The sequence below is a fragment of the Streptosporangium sp. NPDC087985 genome, from assembly GCF_044741965.1.
Classification (GTDB): Bacteria; Actinomycetota; Actinomycetes; order Streptosporangiales; family Streptosporangiaceae; genus Streptosporangium.
The window spans coordinates 13,305-30,244 of the sequence record NZ_JBIUTQ010000033.1 but is presented as its reverse complement, the minus strand read 5'-3'; the positions used below and the strand labels follow the sequence as shown (position 1 = coordinate 30,244).

At 70.0% G+C, this 16,940-nt stretch carries 19 protein-coding genes; 11 read left to right on the top strand and 8 right to left on the bottom strand.

Annotated elements, in window-relative coordinates; genetic code table 11:
* Together ACIN94_RS31635 and ACIN94_RS31630 are read right to left on the bottom strand one after the other, a co-directional pair.
* Nucleotides 1–1,305 (bottom strand): sugar phosphate isomerase/epimerase family protein (locus ACIN94_RS31635; RefSeq protein ID WP_400714285.1); only part of this gene is annotated, 1,305 nt, incomplete at its 3' end.
* A gap of 474 nt (nucleotides 1,306–1,779) precedes the next feature.
* On the bottom strand, nucleotides 1,780–2,247 hold the full coding sequence (locus tag ACIN94_RS31630; RefSeq protein WP_400714282.1) for a hypothetical protein: 468 nt from the start codon (nucleotides 2,245–2,247) through the stop codon (nucleotides 1,780–1,782).
* Nucleotides 2,248–2,520: 273 nt separating this feature from the next.
* Between ACIN94_RS31630 and ACIN94_RS31625 the strand changes: the two genes are divergently transcribed.
* From ACIN94_RS31625 to ACIN94_RS31590, 8 genes are all read left to right on the top strand, one after another.
* On the top strand, nucleotides 2,521–3,696 hold the full coding sequence (locus ACIN94_RS31625) for an inositol-3-phosphate synthase (RefSeq protein WP_400714279.1): 1,176 nt from the start codon (nucleotides 2,521–2,523) through the stop codon (nucleotides 3,694–3,696).
* On the top strand, nucleotides 3,693–4,541 hold the full coding sequence (locus ACIN94_RS31620) for an SCO3242 family prenyltransferase (RefSeq protein ID WP_400714276.1): 849 nt from the start codon (nucleotides 3,693–3,695) through the stop codon (nucleotides 4,539–4,541). The genes ACIN94_RS31625 and ACIN94_RS31620 overlap by 4 nt, the downstream gene beginning before the upstream one ends.
* Nucleotides 4,538–5,380 (top strand): sugar phosphate isomerase/epimerase family protein, encoded by an 843-nt coding sequence (locus ACIN94_RS31615; protein WP_400714273.1) that lies wholly within the window; start codon nucleotides 4,538–4,540, stop codon nucleotides 5,378–5,380. Before ACIN94_RS31620 ends, ACIN94_RS31615 begins: the two co-directional genes overlap by 4 nt.
* A complete protein-coding gene (locus ACIN94_RS31610) occupies nucleotides 5,343–5,849 on the top strand; it encodes an EboA domain-containing protein (RefSeq protein ID WP_400714270.1) in 507 nt (168 codons plus the stop codon). The genes ACIN94_RS31615 and ACIN94_RS31610 overlap by 38 nt, the downstream gene beginning before the upstream one ends.
* On the top strand, nucleotides 5,849–6,748 hold the full coding sequence (locus ACIN94_RS31605; RefSeq protein WP_400714267.1) for a TatD family hydrolase: 900 nt from the start codon (nucleotides 5,849–5,851) through the stop codon (nucleotides 6,746–6,748). The genes ACIN94_RS31610 and ACIN94_RS31605 overlap by 1 nt, the downstream gene beginning before the upstream one ends.
* A gap of 2 nt (nucleotides 6,749–6,750) precedes the next feature.
* A complete protein-coding gene (gene eboE, locus ACIN94_RS31600; RefSeq protein ID WP_400714264.1) occupies nucleotides 6,751–7,854 on the top strand; it encodes a metabolite traffic protein EboE in 1,104 nt (367 codons plus the stop codon).
* Nucleotides 7,854–9,191 carry a nucleotide pyrophosphatase/phosphodiesterase family protein gene (locus tag ACIN94_RS31595; protein WP_400714261.1) on the top strand — a complete coding sequence of 446 codons (1,338 nt, stop codon included), beginning with the start codon at nucleotides 7,854–7,856 and terminating at the stop codon, nucleotides 9,189–9,191. Before eboE ends, ACIN94_RS31595 begins: the two co-directional genes overlap by 1 nt.
* Nucleotides 9,192–9,474: 283 nt before the next feature.
* Entirely contained in the window at nucleotides 9,475–9,579 is a 105-nt protein-coding gene (locus ACIN94_RS31590) for a hypothetical protein (RefSeq protein WP_400714258.1), read from the top strand.
* On the opposite strand, the gene ACIN94_RS31585 is transcribed toward ACIN94_RS31590, so the two are convergent.
* The 3 genes from ACIN94_RS31585 to ACIN94_RS31575 all read right to left on the bottom strand — a co-directional run bounded on the left by ACIN94_RS31585 (nucleotide 9,563) and on the right by ACIN94_RS31575 (nucleotide 11,644).
* Entirely contained in the window at nucleotides 9,563–10,819 is a 1,257-nt protein-coding gene (locus tag ACIN94_RS31585; protein ID WP_400714255.1) for an ROK family protein, read from the bottom strand. The genes ACIN94_RS31590 and ACIN94_RS31585 overlap by 17 nt on opposite strands.
* Nucleotides 10,820–11,090: 271 nt before the next feature.
* Nucleotides 11,091–11,300: a hypothetical protein gene (locus tag ACIN94_RS31580; RefSeq protein ID WP_400714252.1), complete on the bottom strand. Its 210-nt coding sequence runs from the start codon at nucleotides 11,298–11,300 to the stop codon at nucleotides 11,091–11,093.
* Complete coding sequence (locus tag ACIN94_RS31575) at nucleotides 11,297–11,644, bottom strand: transposase family protein (protein ID WP_400714291.1); 348 nt, start codon at nucleotides 11,642–11,644, stop codon at nucleotides 11,297–11,299. The genes ACIN94_RS31580 and ACIN94_RS31575 overlap by 4 nt, the downstream gene beginning before the upstream one ends.
* A gap of 129 nt (nucleotides 11,645–11,773) precedes the next feature.
* Between ACIN94_RS31575 and ACIN94_RS31570 the strand changes: the two genes are divergently transcribed.
* Both ACIN94_RS31570 and ACIN94_RS31565 read left to right on the top strand, forming a co-directional pair.
* The gene (locus tag ACIN94_RS31570) at nucleotides 11,774–13,294 is read left to right on the top strand and encodes an ABC transporter transmembrane domain-containing protein (RefSeq protein ID WP_400714249.1); all 1,521 of its coding nucleotides are present in this window, start codon (nucleotides 11,774–11,776) and stop codon (nucleotides 13,292–13,294) included.
* Nucleotides 13,291–15,045, top strand: a complete 1,755-nt coding sequence (locus tag ACIN94_RS31565) for an ABC transporter ATP-binding protein (protein ID WP_400714246.1) — start codon at nucleotides 13,291–13,293, stop codon at nucleotides 15,043–15,045. The genes ACIN94_RS31570 and ACIN94_RS31565 overlap by 4 nt, the downstream gene beginning before the upstream one ends.
* A 20-nt stretch (nucleotides 15,046–15,065) precedes the next feature.
* Here the strand turns inward: ACIN94_RS31565 and ACIN94_RS31560 are convergent, their stop codons facing one another.
* The gene (locus ACIN94_RS31560; RefSeq protein WP_400714288.1) at nucleotides 15,066–15,251 is read right to left on the bottom strand and encodes a helix-turn-helix transcriptional regulator; all 186 of its coding nucleotides are present in this window, start codon (nucleotides 15,249–15,251) and stop codon (nucleotides 15,066–15,068) included.
* A 99-nt stretch (nucleotides 15,252–15,350) separates the two neighbouring features.
* Between ACIN94_RS31560 and ACIN94_RS31555 the strand changes: the two genes are divergently transcribed.
* On the top strand, nucleotides 15,351–15,545 hold the full coding sequence (locus ACIN94_RS31555; protein WP_400714243.1) for a hypothetical protein: 195 nt from the start codon (nucleotides 15,351–15,353) through the stop codon (nucleotides 15,543–15,545).
* A gap of 20 nt (nucleotides 15,546–15,565) precedes the next feature.
* On the opposite strand, the gene ACIN94_RS31550 is transcribed toward ACIN94_RS31555, so the two are convergent.
* Both ACIN94_RS31550 and ACIN94_RS31545 read right to left on the bottom strand, forming a co-directional pair.
* Complete coding sequence (locus tag ACIN94_RS31550; RefSeq protein WP_400714240.1) at nucleotides 15,566–16,321, bottom strand: phosphotransferase; 756 nt, start codon at nucleotides 16,319–16,321, stop codon at nucleotides 15,566–15,568.
* Nucleotides 16,322–16,399: 78 nt separating this feature from the next.
* The gene (locus tag ACIN94_RS31545) at nucleotides 16,400–16,690 is read right to left on the bottom strand and encodes a hypothetical protein (protein WP_400714237.1); all 291 of its coding nucleotides are present in this window, start codon (nucleotides 16,688–16,690) and stop codon (nucleotides 16,400–16,402) included.
* Between the last annotated feature and the right edge of the window lie 250 nt (nucleotides 16,691–16,940).

Genomic DNA, 16,940 nt, shown 5'->3' with positions numbered 1-16,940 from the left:
GGCCACGTTGGCCACGGTCTTGGAGCCGTACGGGGTCGTCAGCGTCACGTCCGCCGGCACGCTTCCGTCGTTGACGGCCGTGACCGCGACGTACGTCGACGTGCCCACGCAGCGGGACGAGGCGGTAACGGTCAGCGGGACCTTGTTGCGAAGCGCCGACATGTTGGCGTAGCTGATCCTGGCATGCTCCAGCGACTGGCCGGGGTTGGCCGTGCCGCCGGGGGCGTTGTCGTTCTCGAACATCGGGTTGTAGCGGCCCCTCTTCGGGCCCTCGGAGAAGAACGCGTCGTAGTCGATGTCGCCGAGCCCGAATGCCGTCATGTCGTAGCCTTGGCCAGTCGCCGGGTTGTACTTCCCGTCCTTGGCGTGGAACAGCGGGAACCGCTCGTCGGCCCCCTGCACGACCCGCAGCGGGTTGAAGATGTCGGTCTGCGTCGACCCGTCGGGCGCGGTGAAGGTCTTGTGCTTGTGCTGAGCCACGTACGCCCAGAAGATGTCCATCTCCAGGTGGACCAGCCCAGGGTCGGTGATCTGCAGGAAATACTCGAGCCTGCGGATGCCGGAGGAGCGGGTCGGACGTCCCTGCCCGTCGAGCGGCCCGCTGTCGAGCAGGAAGCTGTAGGCGACGTCGTGGTTGTGCGTGTACAGCTTGAGGCCCGCGTCCTTGGCGAGGGCGCCGAGCTGGTGCCACTTGTCCGCCGCGACGTCCCAGTCGGCCTTGTAGGCGCTGCCCGTGGGGTCGTTGCCGGTGCCGACGTGCTCCATGCCGAGAATGTTGGCGATCTCCAGGTGGAGCTTGAAGCGGTCCACGTCGGCCTGGCTCAGCGGCCAGGAGCCGGGGATGAAGCCGTGGTTGCCCTGGGCGCGCAGGCCGTTGTCGTCCAGCCAGCTGCGCAGCAGACGGGCGCCCGCCACGCTCTCCAGGTTCGCGCCGCCCTCGGCGTTGGCGTGCTGGCTGTAGCCGGCGAACTCGACCTGCGCGTAACCGATCCTGCCCAGCTCCTCTAACGTGCGCCGGAATCCGGCGGGCAGGTTCGGGTCCGCGAGCGGGTTACGCGTGATGACGTCGCGGACGGTGTAGAGGATGATTCCTCGCTTGGCCGCCGGAATCAGCGCGTTGTTGTCACCCTTGTTCCCGTCGTCCTGGCCGGGGGCCGCGTAGGCGGCTGAGGAGAGCAGGCCCGTCGCCGAGAGGGCCGTCACCGCCGTGACACCCGTCGTGGCCGCGAGGAACTGGCGCCGGTTCAGCCCCAGCCTGCGGCGCAGCATCTGTCCGGTCTCGATTTCTTCTTCGAACGCACTCATCGTCTTGCCAACTCCATGTCTTGCCAACTCCATCTGCGTGAAGAACCTTGCTCCCCCGATGACGCGGCGAGCCGCTGGTTACTCCTCGGAGCGGACGGGGCGGTCAGGAGGTGACGGCCGCCTCCGTGGCGGGCTCGTGCCGTGGGTGGTGCCGTTCGCCTCACTCCACCTCCCTGTACTGTTTGGAGAACTTGGCCAGGAAAGTACGCCACTTTCTGTGAACTGCGAAGAGGGTTTTGTCATAATCTGCATAACTTTCTCTTGATCGTGATGAAAGTGGCAGGCAGGCGGCCTCTAGTACTCCAGTGACATTTTGAGATCATGGTTGGGATCTGCGCTGGTAGTGGCATCGCCGAGCATGGGCTTGGTGGCGGCGTCGCCATTGTGACCAGCGCAGAACCTCCTCTGCCTGCTGGGTCGGCCTGAAGACGAGTACGGCGAGCAGCCGTCGAATCTCGGGGATCGTCAACGGGATCATCGGGGCACTTCGGTCATCAGATGGGTTCTGGATGACGGCGACTGCGGCGAGGAAGGCCGGGCGAGCATGGCCAGCGTGACGTGGCGATGCCAGCCGGTCCAGGTGCGCACCTGGTAGTGGTCCAGCCCGGCCTGACCTTTGGCGGCTTGGAAAGATTCCTCCACCGCCCAGCGGATGCCCGCGATGCGTACCAACGTGAGCAACGGCACCGGGCCGGGCGCGTGACAGCGGTAGAAGGCCAGCTCACCGGTGGCGGTGTTGCGCCGGATCAGCAGCCGGCGCCAGCCACCCTGGGCGATGTCTATGCGCGCCCAGGCCCAGGCGTAGACGCGGTGGCCTTTGGCACCCGCTCCGGCGCTGTAACGGTGCCAGTGCCGATCGGCCAGGCCGGCGGCGATCCGGCCGAGTGCGTCGGTGAACATGACGCGCCAGGCGTCAAGGTCTACGCTGTGCCCTGCGGCCACCGCATGATCTTTGGATGTCTTCACAAACTACCGATGATCGCGCGGTGGTCGTCTTCATGTGACCATGACCAGGAAGATCGCGAAGTGTCACTGGAGTACTAGATCGGCTGGGACGGGCTGGATGTGATCCGGGCCGGGCCGAGAAGTGACGGGAGTCACGTACTTTCATCCAAAGATCACAAAACTTTCGCTTGCTTGTGTCGAAAGTCGCCCCTACCATCATCAAATATCGGCGGCAATCCGCCTTACCGGAAAGATGACGGGAGATCTACCTTGCCCTCCATCGGTGTCTGGCTCATCGGCGCGCGTGGATCCGTCGCGACCACGGCCGTCGTCGGAGCCGCCGCTGTCCGGGCGGGCGTCGTCCCGCCCACCGGTTGCGTCATCGAGGCGCCCGGCTTCCCCGGCGACTTCCCGCCCCTGGCCGATCTGGTGTTCGGCGGCCACGACGTCGTCGGGACCCCGCTGCGGAAGCGGGCCGAGCAGCTCACCGAGGCGGGGGTGATCCCCCGCTCGCTACTGGCACTGCTCACGGCGGACATCGACGCGGCCGACGCCGAGATCAGAGCCGGTTATTTGCCGGGAGAGGAGACTCAGGCGGCCGCCGCCGAGCGGCTCGTCACCGACATCACGGAGTTCCGGGACCGGCATGCCCTGTCCCGCGTCGTCGTGGTCAACGTGTCGTCGACGGAGGCCCCCATGGCGATACCGTACGACCGGCAGGCCGACCTGGAAAAGGCGCTCGCAGCCGGGGAGAACCCGCTGCCCGCCAGCTCCCTCTACGCGTACGCCGCCTTCCACGCCGGCTGCGGCTACGTGGAGTTCACCCCCTCCACGGGACCGACCCCGCCGGTGCTCGACGAGCTGAGCCGGCTGCGGGGCGTGCCGTACGCGGGACGCGACGGCAAGACCGGGGAGACCCTGGTCAAGAGCGCCCTCGCGCCGATGTTCGGCGGCCGGGCCCTGAAGGTCCACTCGTGGTCGGGGCTCAACCTGCTCGGCGGCGGCGACGGCGCGACCCTCGCCGATCCTTCGGCCAGGGCGAGCAAGACGGCGTCGAAGGAGCGCGCCGTGACCGGAATCCTGGGCCGGGACGTCGACGGCCTGACCCACATCGACTACGTGCCCGATCTCGGCGAGTGGAAGACCGCCTGGGACCACGTGACCTTCGAGGGCTTCCTCGGAGTCCGGATGACCATGCAGTTCACGTGGCAGGGCTGCGACTCGACGCTGGCCGCTCCGCTCGTCCTCGATCTCGCCCGCCTCGTCGCGCGGGCGCACGAGGCTGGCCGGCGCGGTGCGCTCCCCGAGCTCGGCTACTTCTTCAAGGATCCGTTCGGAACCACAGAGCACGGGCTGCCGGCGCAGTACGCCCGGCTACTCGCGTTCGCGCGGTCCCTTGCGGAAGAGGGCCCGGACGGTGAGAGCGTGACAGGTGACGACCGTTGAGGGCCCTGCTCGAACTGGTACGCGCGCCTGCCGCGCTGTCGGTTCCCGGTGACACCATGGCGGGCGCGGCCGTCGCCGGGCGGCCGGCCAGGCCCGGCCTCGCCGTCGCGTCCGTGCTGCTCTACTGGGCGGGCATGGCTCTCAACGACTGGTCCGACCGGGAGATCGACGCCGTAGAGCGTCCAGAGCGGCCCGTCCCCTCCGGGCGGATCACCCCTGAAGGCGCACTCGGCATCGCCGTCGGGCTGACCGGCGCTGGGCTGGCCACCGCCGCGATCTGCGGCGGGCGGCGCGCGTTCGCCCTCGCGGGGCTGCTCGCGGGTGCCGTCTGGGCCTACGACCTGCGGCTCAAGCACACCAAGGCGGGCCCGGCCGCGATGGCGGCCTGCCGTACGATCGACGTCCTGCTCGGGGCCGGCCCCGACACCCGGGCGGCCGCCCCCATGGCTCTCGCCGTCGGCGCCCACACCTATGGGATCACCGTGCTCGGCCGCGCCGAGGTCGAGGGCGCCACCCCGTCGACGGTGCGCGCCGCGCTGACCGCCACCGGCGCGGCCGCCGTGCTGGCCGCCTCCGCCATCTGCCCGCGCGGCGAACCCGTCGGACGACTCGCCGCCGGCGCGCTGATCGCGGCGTTTCTCGCGACGAGCGCCCGGGCCCAGGCGGCGCTGCGCATCGACCCCGATCCCGAGCGGGTGCGGCAGGCGGTCCGGATGAGCATCCTCGGCCTGATCCCCCTGCAGGCCGCCGCGGTGGCCGGGCGGGGCAGGCTCGCCGAGGCGGCGACCCTCCTGGCCGCGCTGCCCATCGGCCGGTGGTTGTCGGCGAAGGTGGCCACCTCGTGAACTGGGCCTACTGCACCAACGGGTTCTCCGACCACCCGCTCGACCAGGCCCTCGCCGTACTCGCCGAGCTCGGCTACCGTGGCGCGGCGATCACCCTCGACCACGGACACCTCCCGCCCGACGCCTCACCGGCGCAGGTCCGCCGGATCGCCGACCTCGCCGACCGGCTCGGGCTGGCCCTCGTGGTGGAGACCGGCGGCCGCTACACCCTCGATCCCTGGCACAAGCACCATCCCACGCTCCTGCACGACGAGGCCGGGGTGCGGGCCGCCTTCCTGCGCCGCGCGATGCGGATCGCGGCCGACCTCGGCGCCCCGGTGGTGCACCTGTGGAGCGGGATCCGGCCGCCCGGAGTCAGCGAGCCCGAGGCGTGGAACCGGCTCGTACGGCAGTGCGAGCGGCTCCTGGACGAGGCCGACCGGGTCGGGGTCACGCTCGGATTCGAACCCGAGCCGGGGATGCTGGTCGCCGATCTCGCCGGGTTCGAACGGCTGCACGGTCTGCTGGGCGGCCACCCCCGGTTCGGCCTGACCCTCGATATCGGGCACTGCCGCTGCGTGGAGCCGTACGATGAGCCCGAATGCGTCAGGCGGGCGCTTCCGTACCTGGTGCACGTGCAGATCGAGGACATGCGGCGCGGCGTGCACGAGCACCTGGAGTTCGGCGAGGGCGAGATCGACTTCCCGCCCGTCCTGCGCGCCCTGGACGGCTTCGAGGGCCTGGTCGCCGTCGAACTGGCCCGATACGGCCACGCGGCGCCCGAGGTGGCCAGAAGATCGATCGACTTCCTGAGGAGGGCCCATGACGCAATGGCTGGCGCGAGCCGTACAGGACGTTGAGGGGAACCCGGAGACCGTCTACGCGCTGTTCTCGCGGGCCGCGCGGCAGGGCGGCCCGGGCGCCCGCGCGACGTTGCTCAGATCGCTGGTGAAGGTTCTGCCGAATCCGATGGAGGCGCTCGGCAGGCTCTACTGGCAGGGCGACGCCGGGGAACGGCTGGAGATCCTGGAGACGCTGCCGGATCTCGATCTCGGGCCCGCCGCCCTGCCGCTCGTGCGGGACGCCCTGCGCGCCAACGACCCCCGGCTGGTCGCCGCCGCACTCGGGCCGTACGGCTCGGCCTGGCTGGATGACCACGCCTTCCGGCAGGGCGTGCTCAAGTGCGTCTTCATGTCCGTCCCGCTCGCCACGGTTGAGGGCCTCGATCGCCGGCTCGACGCGGAGCTGCGTCGCATGCTCGCGGACTACGTGGCCGAGCGCCGCGCAGCGGGACGTCCCCTTCCCTCCGACGTTCTCGAGAGGCTCTGATGAAGATCTTCGACCCCCATGTCCACATGACCGCCCGCACCACCGACGACTACGAGCGGATGTACGCCGCGGGGGTCCGGGTAGTCGTCGAGCCCGCCTTCTGGCTCGGCCAGCCGCGCACGAACGTCGGCAGCTTTCTCGACTACTTCGACGGATTGCTCGGGTGGGAACCGTACCGGGCGGCGCAGTACGGGATCCGCCACCACTGCGCGCTCGCGCTCAATCCCAAGGAGGCCAATGACCCGCGCTGCACCGGGGTGCTGGGCGAACTACCCCGCTACCTGCTGAAGGACTCTGTGGTCGCCGTCGGCGAGTTGGGCTATGACTCCATGACCCCGGAGGAGGACCACGCCTTCGAGGTCCAGCTCGCGCTGGCCGACGAGCACGGCCTGCCGGTGCTCGTGCACACGCCGCACCGCGACAAGGCCGCGGGGACCCGCCGCACGCTCGACGTAGTCAAGGGCATGGACCCCGGCCGCGTCCTCGTCGACCACCTGAACGAGCTCACCCTCGGCATGGTCGCCGACGCCGGCTGCTGGATGGGCTTTTCGGTCTATCCCGACACCAAGATGGATACCGACCGGATGGTGGCGATCCTCAAGGAGTACGGCACCGAACGGATGATCGTGAACTCGGCCGCCGACTGGGGGCGCAGCGACCCGCTGAAGACCCGCGAGGTCGGCGAGGCCATGCTGGCCGCCGGGTTCACGTCGGCCGACGTGGAGCGTGTGCTCTGGGACAATCCCGTCGCGTTCTACGGCCAGAGCGGCCGTCTGTCCCTCGAGGAGATCGCGCCCGTCGCGCCGGGGACGACGCACGTTGTGCCCGGGGTGCCTCTCGGACCGGGCGCGCCCGGCGCCGGCTACGCCGGCAACACGATCCTGCGCGGGGCGCGCTGACCATGCGGCTGCGCCACCCCGAAGGCTCGATCGTCCATCTCTCCTACTGCACCAACGTCCACCCGGCAGAGGACATCGCCGGGATCCATGAGCAGCTCTCCGGAGTCGCCGCGCGGGTGCGGGCGCTGACCGGCGCGCCCCGGCTCGGACTCGGGCTGTGGCTGTCGCACGGCGTCGCGCGGGCGCTGCGCGCCGATCCCGCCGAGCTCGTACGGCTCCGCACGCGGCTCGACGACCTGGGCCTGGAGGTCGTCACGCTCAATGGGTTCCCCTACCAGGGATTCCATGATCAGATTGTGAAGTATCGGGTATATCAGCCGGATTGGGCGGACAAGGCACGGCTCGATCACACGCTCGACTTGGCCGAGATCCTGGCCGCGCTCCTGCCGGACGACGTCACCGAGGGCTCGATCTCCACGCTGCCCCTCGCCTGGCGCACCGGTTGGACGCCGGGCAAGGCCGCGACCGTCGCCGCGCACCTGGACGCCCTGGCCCGGGGTCTTCGCGAGCTCGCGGAACGGACTGGAAAGACCATCCGGGTGGGGTTCGAACCCGAACCCGGCTGCATCGTCGAGACGACGTCGCAGGCCGTCGAGCTGCTCGGCGACACCGACCGCGCTCACCTCGGCGTCTGCCTCGACGCCTGCCACCTGGCCGTCGGCTTCGAGGACGCGGAAGCCGCGGCCGGCCTGGGACTGCCCATCGTGAAGCTCCAGGCCTCCAGCGCGGTCGAGGCGCCCCCGGGAGCCCAGCGGGCCCTGACGGCGTACAAGGAGCCCAGATACCTGCACCAGACGCGCTGCGCGGCGGGATACGTGGACGACCTCCCAGCGGCGCTGGCGGGCGGGCTTCCGGTCGACCTGCCCTGGCGCACGCACTTCCACATGCCGCTACACGCCGCGCCCCCGCCGCCCCTGACCACGACCACCTCCTACCTGGAGGAGCTGCTGGGGCTGCTTATGGCGGCCCCGCTCACCCGGCACATCGAGGTCGAGACCTACACCTGGAGCGTGCTGCCCGGCCCGGTGGACATCGCCGAGGGCATCGCCGCCGAACTCGACTGGATCAGGCGGCGGCTCGCCGCGCTCGGACTCAAGGAGATTTGATGGCACCTGTCGTCGTCGTCGACGTCGTCGGACTGACCCCGCGGCTGCTGGCCCATATGCCCAACGTGGCGAAGGTCGGGAACGCCGCGTCGCTGCGGCCCGTGCTGCCCGCGGTGACGTGTACGGTACAGGCCACGTTGCTGACCGGCACGATGCCACGCGACCACGGCATTGTGGCCAACGGCTGGTACTTCCGCGACCTCGGCGAGGTCTTCCTGTGGCGGCAGCACAACAAGCTGATCCAGGGTGAGCAGTTGTGGGACGCGATGCCCGGACTCCGCACGGCCAACGTCTGCTGGTGGTACGCCATGGGAGCGTCCAGCGACTTCCTGGTCACCCCGCGCCCGATCTACCACGCCGATGGCCGCAAGTCGCCGGACTGCTACACGAGGCCGCCGTCGCTCCACGACGACCTGGTCGGCGAGCTGGGGGAGTTCCCCCTGTTCTCCTACTGGGGGGCGAATGCGGGGATCGTCTCGTCGAGGTGGATCATCGGGGCCGCCCGCCGGATCCTCGCCAAGGAGCGGCCCGACCTGATGATGGTCTACGTGCCGCACCTCGACTACGACCTGCAGCGCTTCGGCCCGGACAGCCCGGAGGCGATCGCGGCGGCCAAGGCGATCGACGCCGAACTCGCGCCCCTCCTGCGGGAGGATGCCACCTTCGTTGTGCTCTCCGAGTACGGCATCACCTCGGCGTCCCGCCCCGTCGACGTCAACCGCGTGCTGCGCAGGGAGGGACTGCTCGAGGTCTACACCCAGGCCGGGATGGAGTACCTGGACACCTGGACCTCGAGGGCTTTCGCGGTGGCCGATCACCAGATCGCCCACGTGTACGTGCGCGACCGGGCCGACCTGCCCCGCGTCCGCGACCTGCTCGCCGAGCTGCCGGGCGTGGACGAGGTCCTGGACCAGGAGGGCAAAGCGCGGTACGGCCTCGACCACGAGCGGGCCGGCGACCTCGTCGCCGTCGCCGAGCCGGACGCCTGGTTCACGTACTACTACTGGCTCTCCGATGACCGGGCTCCGGACTTCGCCAAGCTCGTGGAGATCCACCGCAAGCCCGGATACGACCCGGCCGAGCTGTTCATGAACCCCGCCGATCCGTTCGTGAAGCTCCGCGCCGCCTCCGCGCTGGCCCGCAAGAAGCTGGGCTTCCGCTACACGATGTCGGTGGTCCCGCTCGACCCGGCGCCGGTCCGGGGCAGCCATGGGCGGCTTCCCGATTCGGCCGCTGACGGGCCGGTGCTGCTCGGCCCGTTCGACGGGGACGCATACGCCGCGACGGAGTTCAAGGGACTGCTGACCGGTCTGCTCAAGGGGGACATCGCCGGGTGAGTCGGCGGGGTTGAGGATGTACCGAATTCCTATGGCCCCTGAAGACCCCCAGCCCTCGAAAACCCCAGCCATCGGCGCCGCACCGTGGTCAGGTGGCGGCGCGGCGCCGATGGGCCTATGTGCGGACGCTGAAAGGCATGTCTGCTCGACGTCGCGATGCCGCCCGTGTCATCATCCTCGATGAAAACGACCGCGTCCTGGACGACGGCGACGCCTTCGGCGGGCACCGTCGCGGACCCCGTGTATCCCGCCGCTCACTACGGTCCGCCAGCCGCTCGCGGAGGTGGCCGAGGAGACCGTACGGCTCCTGCTGGAACTCGTTGACGGGGCCGACCACGTGGACCCGGAGATCCTCCCCACTCGTCTCATCGTCAGAGAGTCCGCCTGAGAGCTCCGGAAGGTGCCGCCCGGGCATGTCGGGCGGCGGACGAACAGAGACAGACGGGCAGATCAGGCGGCAGGAAGACGTGGTCGCTGATCAGCCGGGCGGCCCCGATGACGCCGGCCGTCCCGCCGAGATCGGACAAGACGATGGGTAGGTTGCCGGTCGCCAGCGGCAGGGACCGCTGGTAGACGAGGCTGCGGATCTCCGCGAGCAGCGTGTGGCCCAGCCCGGCCACCCCACCTGCGATGATGACGAGGCCCGGATTGAAGAAGCTCACGAGCCCGGCGAGCACGGTGCCGACCTGACGGCCCCCTTCACGGATCATCCGCACCGCGAGGGCGTCGCCCATGGCCGCCGCCGCGGCGACGTCCTCCGCCGTGAGCGCGCCTTTTTCGGCGAGCCACTCGGCCAGGAACGCAGAGCGGCCGGACTGCGCCGCCACCAGGGCGTCGCGGGCCAGCGCCGCCCCGCTGAAGTACGCTTCCAGGCAGCCGGTGTTGCCGCAGGCGCAGGTGGGACCGTGATCGTTCACCCGGATGTGGCCTATGTCGCCTGCGCTGCCGGACACCCCGCGGTAGATCTCGCCGTGCACCACGATTCCGCACCCGATGCCGGTGCCGATCTTCACGAGCAGGAAGTCGTCGACCGACCTCGCGAGCCCGGCGTGCAGCTCGCCGAGAGCCATGATGTTCACGTCGTTGTCCACGAGCACGGGGCAGCCGAGCTCCTGGCTCGTTGCCTCCCGGACGGGGAAGCGGTCCCAGCCGGGCATGATCGGGGGTGCGATCGGCGTTCCGTCCCGGAAGCTCACCGGCCCGGGGATCCCGATGCCGGCCCCGTGGATCTCGGTGGCCGTTCCGTTGGCCCGCAACTCGCCGACCAGTTCCATGGCCTGGTCAAGCACAGCAGTGGGGCCGTCGCGCACGTCCGTCGGCCTCGACAGGCGGGCCAGCACCTCGAGCTCGCCGTTCGTCACCGCCACATCGATCGACGTGGCTCCGATGTCGATGCCGACGAAGCGCAGGTGCGAGGCGATGCGCACGATGCCAGATCGCCGGCCACCCCGTGAGGCGGCGAGGCCGCCGGATTCCACCAGTCCCAGGGTCGCGAGCCGGTCGAGCTCCAGGGCCAGCTTGGAGCGGGAGAGCTGGACCAAATCACCGAGCTCGGCGCGCGAGCGAGCACCGTCTTCGCGCAGCAGGCGCAGCAGCCGGGCTTGGTGCACGTTTTCGGGGCGAGCCATCATTCGCTTCGCGCCGCCCTCCAGGTCGGAAGTCGTTACGTGCCGAGGATAGCTCTACTTTTGCTCAGCTGATCCTGGCTTTGTTATTTGGGATAGCCACTTTTATCCCTTTATGAACAAAGCCCATGCTCCATCAGGCGCGGATACGCAGGCCACGCGAGGTCGGGTGGAACCCCGCCGCCTGGACCAGGGACGATCCGAGCACATTGCGCTGGTATCGGGCCAACGGCTTCGCCGAGAGCGAGCACTACCTTCACGTCTATGCGAACTACTACACCGAGGCCGACGAGCCGGACCGAGCCATCGGAGAACGGCGGCCAGGGCTACGATCGTAGAAGCGGAACAGCCGATCGGCGATGACATGCCGGTCTGGCTGTGTACGCGCCAGGGCCAGCAGGTCGAGCAGGTCTTCCTTGGCGTTCCAGGCAGCCAGGATCGGACGGCCGATCTTCTTGGGCAGCGCCTGCAGGTCGTCAATCATCGGGTCGAGGCGGCATACGCGGTGAACGCGGCCGAGACAACCGGCCAGGACACGCCGTGATCGCGCGCGGACTGCACGACCGTCCGGCCGCCATCGGCCACCGCCGCACCGCCGGCCCGCCGTAACCGCAGCGTCAGGCACGACCGAGCAGGGATCTGCTCCACCTGCTCGGTGAACAACCGGCGCGGACACTCCCGTTGGTCGCAATGCCAGCGGCGTTTACGCCAGCGCAGCCGGCAGGTACGGTCCCCGACCGGGAGATCACGCGGGCTGGTCGTCACCCACTCCTTCATCCGGGTGGCCGACACCCCGCACTCCGGACAGGTCCGGGCCCGCTCATCCAGCGTCTCCAGCCAGACAACAGGCCCCCGGGCAGCGCGACAAGGAGGGACCGATCACCTGGGTCAGCCGCTACGAACGGCCGCTCCAGGGCGGGCAAAGAGGCGCCAAAGCCATGCTCTAGCGTGATCACCATGAAGGCGGCTCGGTATCTGTGCTGGCTGGCCTGGGCGCAGAAGGGCCGGGTCGCGCTGGGCGCGACGCTGGGAACCCTCTGGATGGTGGGCCTGACGCTCCCGCCGTACCTGCTGTCCAGGGCGATCGACGACAACCTGGCGCCCGGCTGGGTGCTGGCGCTGCTCGGCGCGGGCCTGGTCAACGCCTGGCTGGCGATGTTGCGGCACCGTACGATGACCAAGATCCGGATGGACGCCAACTTCCGCACCGTGCGCGCCCTGGTCGAGCAGATCAACAAGCTGGGCGCCGACCTGCCCAAGCGCGCTTCGACGGGCGACGTGGTGACGATCGGCATCGGCGACGTCATCACCATCGCCGCCTCGCTGACGGTGACCGGCCCCGGCGTGGGCGCGGTGATCAGCTACGGCGTGGTGGCGGCGCTGCTGCTGCAGGTCTCCGTGGTGCTGGCCGTGGTGGTGCTGCTGGGCGTGCCGCTGCTGGCGATCCTGCTCGGCCCGCTGCTCGGGCGGCTGATGAAGGTGCAGAACGGCTACCGCGAGAACCAGGGCAGGCTGACCACCCGCCTGGTCGACCTGATCGAGGGGCTGCGGGTGCTCAATGCCTTCGGCGGCAAGGGCACCTACGCCGAGCGGTACCGCGCCGACTCGGCAAGCCTGCGCGAGCAGGGCTACCGGGTGGCGTCGCTGACGAGCTGGATCGGCGCGCTGGGCGCCGGATTGCCCGCCCTGTTCCTGGCCGCCGTCACCTGGCTGGGCGCCCGGCTGGCCGCCGAGGGGGCGATCACGGTGGGCGAGCTGGTCGGGGTATACGGGTACATCGCCGTGCTGGTGGTTCCGGTCTCCTTCTTCATCGAAGGCAGCTTCCAGATCAGCCACGGCCTGGTCGCCGCCCGCCAGGTCACCCGCTTCCTCGCGCTGCGCGCCGAGGAGCGGCCCCGGCCCGCCGGGCCGGAGGTCGCGCCGGGGAGCCTGGTGGGGCTGGTCAGCGCCCGGCCCGAGGAGAGCGTGACGCTGCTCGAAGGGCTGGGCGGGTTCGACGGCACCTCCCTGATCGCCGACCACGACGCCGCCCTGTTCGCGGGCACGCTGCGCGAGGTCCTCCAGGGCCGGGGCGAGGCGGACGACGAGGCCATCTACCGGGCCGTGCACGTCGCCGCGGCGCAGGACGTGGTCGCCGGGCTGCGCCACGGGCTCGACTCGATGATCGAACCCGGCGGCCCCAACCTGTCGGGCGGCCAGCGTCAGCGGGTGCGCCTGGCCCGGGCTCTGCTGGCCGAGCCCGAGGTGCTGCTGGCCGTGGAGCCCACCTCCGCGCTGGACGCGCACACCGAGTCCCTCCTCGCGGGGCGGCTCCGTACGGCACGCGCCGGCCGTACGACGGTCGTGGCCACCACCTCGCCGCTGCTGCTCGCCCAGGCCGACCAGGTGCTGTTCATCGAGGACGGGCGGGTGGCCGCCTCCGGCACTCACCGCGAGCTGATGGAGTCCATCCCCGCCTACCGATCGGTGCTCGCATGAACCGCGACCTGCCCATCGCCGACCGCCAGCAGGTACGGCGGGCCGCCCTGCGCCTGGTCAGGCGCGACGTGCCGGGCTTCACCGCAACGCTGCTACTCAACAGCCTCGCGGCGGCCGCAGCGCTGGTCAGCCCGTGGTTGCTGGGCCGCATCATCGACTCCATCAGCGCCAGAGGCACGGTCGACCTGCTCGCCGCCATCGCCGTGGGCGCGGCGCTGGCCCAGCTGGTCCTGTCCAGGTACGCCGAGAAGGTCGGCACCGGCTTCAGCGAGCGTGTCCAGGAACACATCCGCGCCGAACTCCTGGACCGCGTGCTGGCCCTGCCCGCCGCCACGGTCGAGCACATCCGCACCGGCGACCTGACCGCCCGCGGAACCACTGACGTGGCCGTCGTCGGCCGCACCCTGCGCGACGCCGCCCCCGCGATCCTCGTCTCGAGCCTGCAGGCGCTCTTCCTGATCGTCGCCGTCTTCCTGGTCGACCCGGTCCTGGGCGCCTGCGGCCTGCTCGCGCTGGCCGGCATCGTGGCCGCCTCCCGCTGGTACCTTCGCCGCGCCCGCCCCGCCTACCTGGAGGAAGGCGCCGCCCGCTCGGAGCTGGCCGAGCACCTGGCCGCCAACGCCGCGGGCGCCCGCACCATCGAGGCCCTGGGCCTGCAGGCCAAGCGCACGCGGGCGGCGGAACGGGTGATCGAGCGCAGCCGGGCCGCCCAGCTGCGGACCCTCTTCCTGCGCAGCGTGCTCTGGCCCTCGGTGGAGGTCTCCTCGCTCCTGCCGCCCGTGCTGGTACTGCTGCTCGGCGGGGTGCTCCTGGACCGCGGCCAGGTCACGCTGGGCGCGGTCGTCACCTGCGTGCTCTACCTGCGCCAGCTCGGCCAGCCGATCGAGACGATCCTGATCTGGCTGGAGCAGCTGCAGAGCAGCGGCGCCTCCTTCGCCAGGATCGAGGGCCTCGCGACACCGGCGCGGGAGGAGGTCGCCGCCGCGGCGCCGCAGGGCGACCGCATCGAGGCGTGCGGCGTGCACTTCGCCTACGAAGGCGGCGACGACGTGGTGACCGGCGTCGATCTGACCGTACGGCCCGGCGAGCGCCTGGCCGTCGTCGGCCCCTCGGGAGCCGGCAAGTCCACCCTGGGCAAGCTGCTGGCCGGCATCGACCGCCCCCGCCTGGGCACGGTCACCGTCGGCTCGGCGCCCGTCGCCGACCTCTCCCCCACCCAGCTCCGCGAGCACGTCGTCCTGGTCACCCAGGAACAGCACCTGTTCCTCGGCACCGTCCGCGACAACCTGCTGCTGGCAGATCCGACGGCCGGCGACGACCGCCTGGGCAAGGCGCTGGCGGCGGTCGGCGCCGACTGGGTCGCCTCGCTCGACGACAAGCTGGGGTCCCAGTCGTCCGGCGCCGCCCTCGGCCCGGACCGGGTCCAGCAGCTCGCCCTGGCCAGGGTCATCCTGGCCGACCCGCACACGGTCATCCTGGACGAGGCCACCGCCATGCTCGCCCCCCGTACGGCCAGGCGCGCCGAACGCTCGCTCGCCGCCGTCCTGGAGGGGCGGACCGTCATCGCGATCGCCCACCGCCTGCACACGGCCCGCGACGCCGACCGGGTGGTGGTCATGGACAACGGCCGGGTGGTGGAGGTCGGAGCCCACGACGAGCTGGTCGCGGCGGGCGGGGTGTACGAGGCACTGTGGAGGTCGTGGCAGGGCTCGCGGAGTGTCGGCGCCGAACACGATTCTCCGCAGCGCTGACCGGTGAAGCCGGGAGACGGTCAGACCTCGGCGCCGGAGGATCGGGACGCGGGCTCGAGCGTGGAGTGAAGGAGAGACGCGAGGCCCAAGGCCCGGGCGATCCGGCCGAGGGTATCCACGCGAGGGAGCCGGCGATCGCTCTTCACGTCCCTGACGCAGCGCACGGACACGCGGGCCCGTTCGGCGAGTTGTTCCTGGGTGAGCAGCAGCCGGCCTTCCCATGACCCCGCTTAACTTCGAAGAGCCCTCAAACCCAGCAACATCCGGCTCTCGTTCACACCTTCATAACCAACGGCATCGACCAGATGTTGGAACAGCTCGACCTCACCGACGAGGAACGTCAAGCACTGGAAGGTGACCGCGGCGCCGTTGCCGCCCTCGCGGAACGCCTCGCCAACGTCCCCGTCCCCGCCGGCCCCACGCCCGGGGAACTCGGCACTCAAACGGCGTTCATCCCGCTGACAGTCCTGCGGGACAGCCTCCCCGGAGGTCAGTCATGACGATGCTCAGCGGCTTGCTCCTACAACGTCGCCTCCAGCTCGCGGCGGTGCTCGGCAACCCAGCGATAGGCGGCCCGCACCGAGCGAGGGACGCCGCTTTCACGGAGACGGACCATCGCCGGCTCTCCTGCCTCGGCAGCGGCCTCAATGCCACGCCAGCATCGATCCTGCCACCACAAGATCGCTTCCAGTAGTCCTTCTCGATGGGCCGTCCCATAGGCGTCGCAGACCAGTCGGAGACGGCGAGCAGCCTCCTGAACGTCGGAAACGCCAGGTCCCAGGTTCAGGTACTGCCAGCACACGTGCGCGATGTCGTGGATGCGCCGACCGGGAGCAGCCATGTCCCAGTCGATGAAAGCCACCGAGCGCAGACCGACGCCGAGGTCGCGATAGACGGTGTTCTTCGGCGAAAGGTCGTTATGGCAGACGACCTCGTCATTGCCTGCCAACGATGTTCCGGCCGTCAGGTCGTGAAACTCCCGCACCAGCTCCGCCACACGAGCCAGGCTCGCCTCCGAACGCACCGAAGCAGCCTGGCCGGGCTCCCATGCCACGTGGCCGTCCATGAAGCTCAAGACTTCCCGATTCCGCTCGTCGACTCCGAGAAACCGGGGTGCTCCGGCCCAGCCGGTCCGCTCGAAAAGACCAAGCAGCTCCTGGACGAAACCGGAGCGAGCCGACGCCGGGCGACGCACTGTCTCACCGACGCGGACAACGGTGTTCACAAAACCGCCAGGCATTGGGATCTCCATCACGAGCTCATCCTGCACGGCCATTACCGGGTATTCGCAATAACGTGCCATCAGCGTGGTCCGTTATTGCGTATTTCGGCTGGACCGCCACCGAGGAAGCTATCAACAAGTTGGCTCAGGGAACTGTCGAGCTGTTTCGTCACCGAAGGTGATCACGATGTACCTGCCGTTGGCATAGCTGACCACAGGCCGTCCGAGCATGTCACCCACCCTGCGGGCGACCGCCTGGAACAGCTCCACCATCTCCGGGGTGTCGGCGCTCACCCTGAACCGTCCGTTGGCGACGAGCTGCTGGGCGACGTAGGGGGCGAAGCCCGCCTCGGCTCGGGTTTTCTCCTCCGCACTGAGAGGGGTGCGCCGGGGCGCGGGCTGCGTGCCGAGAGGGTGGGTCATCGCTGATCTCCTTATGAGCGCCGGCCTCCCAGGATGCCATCCGCGCCTCCCGCGCTGGAACCACAACCGAGCAGTCGGTGACCACGTGGGAGTCGCCGGCTGAGACGGACCAGAGACTACGGCCCATGATCCCGACGAGCTGACGTGACCCCGGCAGAGGTTTCCGGTCGCGCCACACCAGTGCCGCGTCAGGCCACGTTTGCCTCTTGACGATCCGACGTAGAACGGTGAGTGAAAAGCCCCCTCCAAA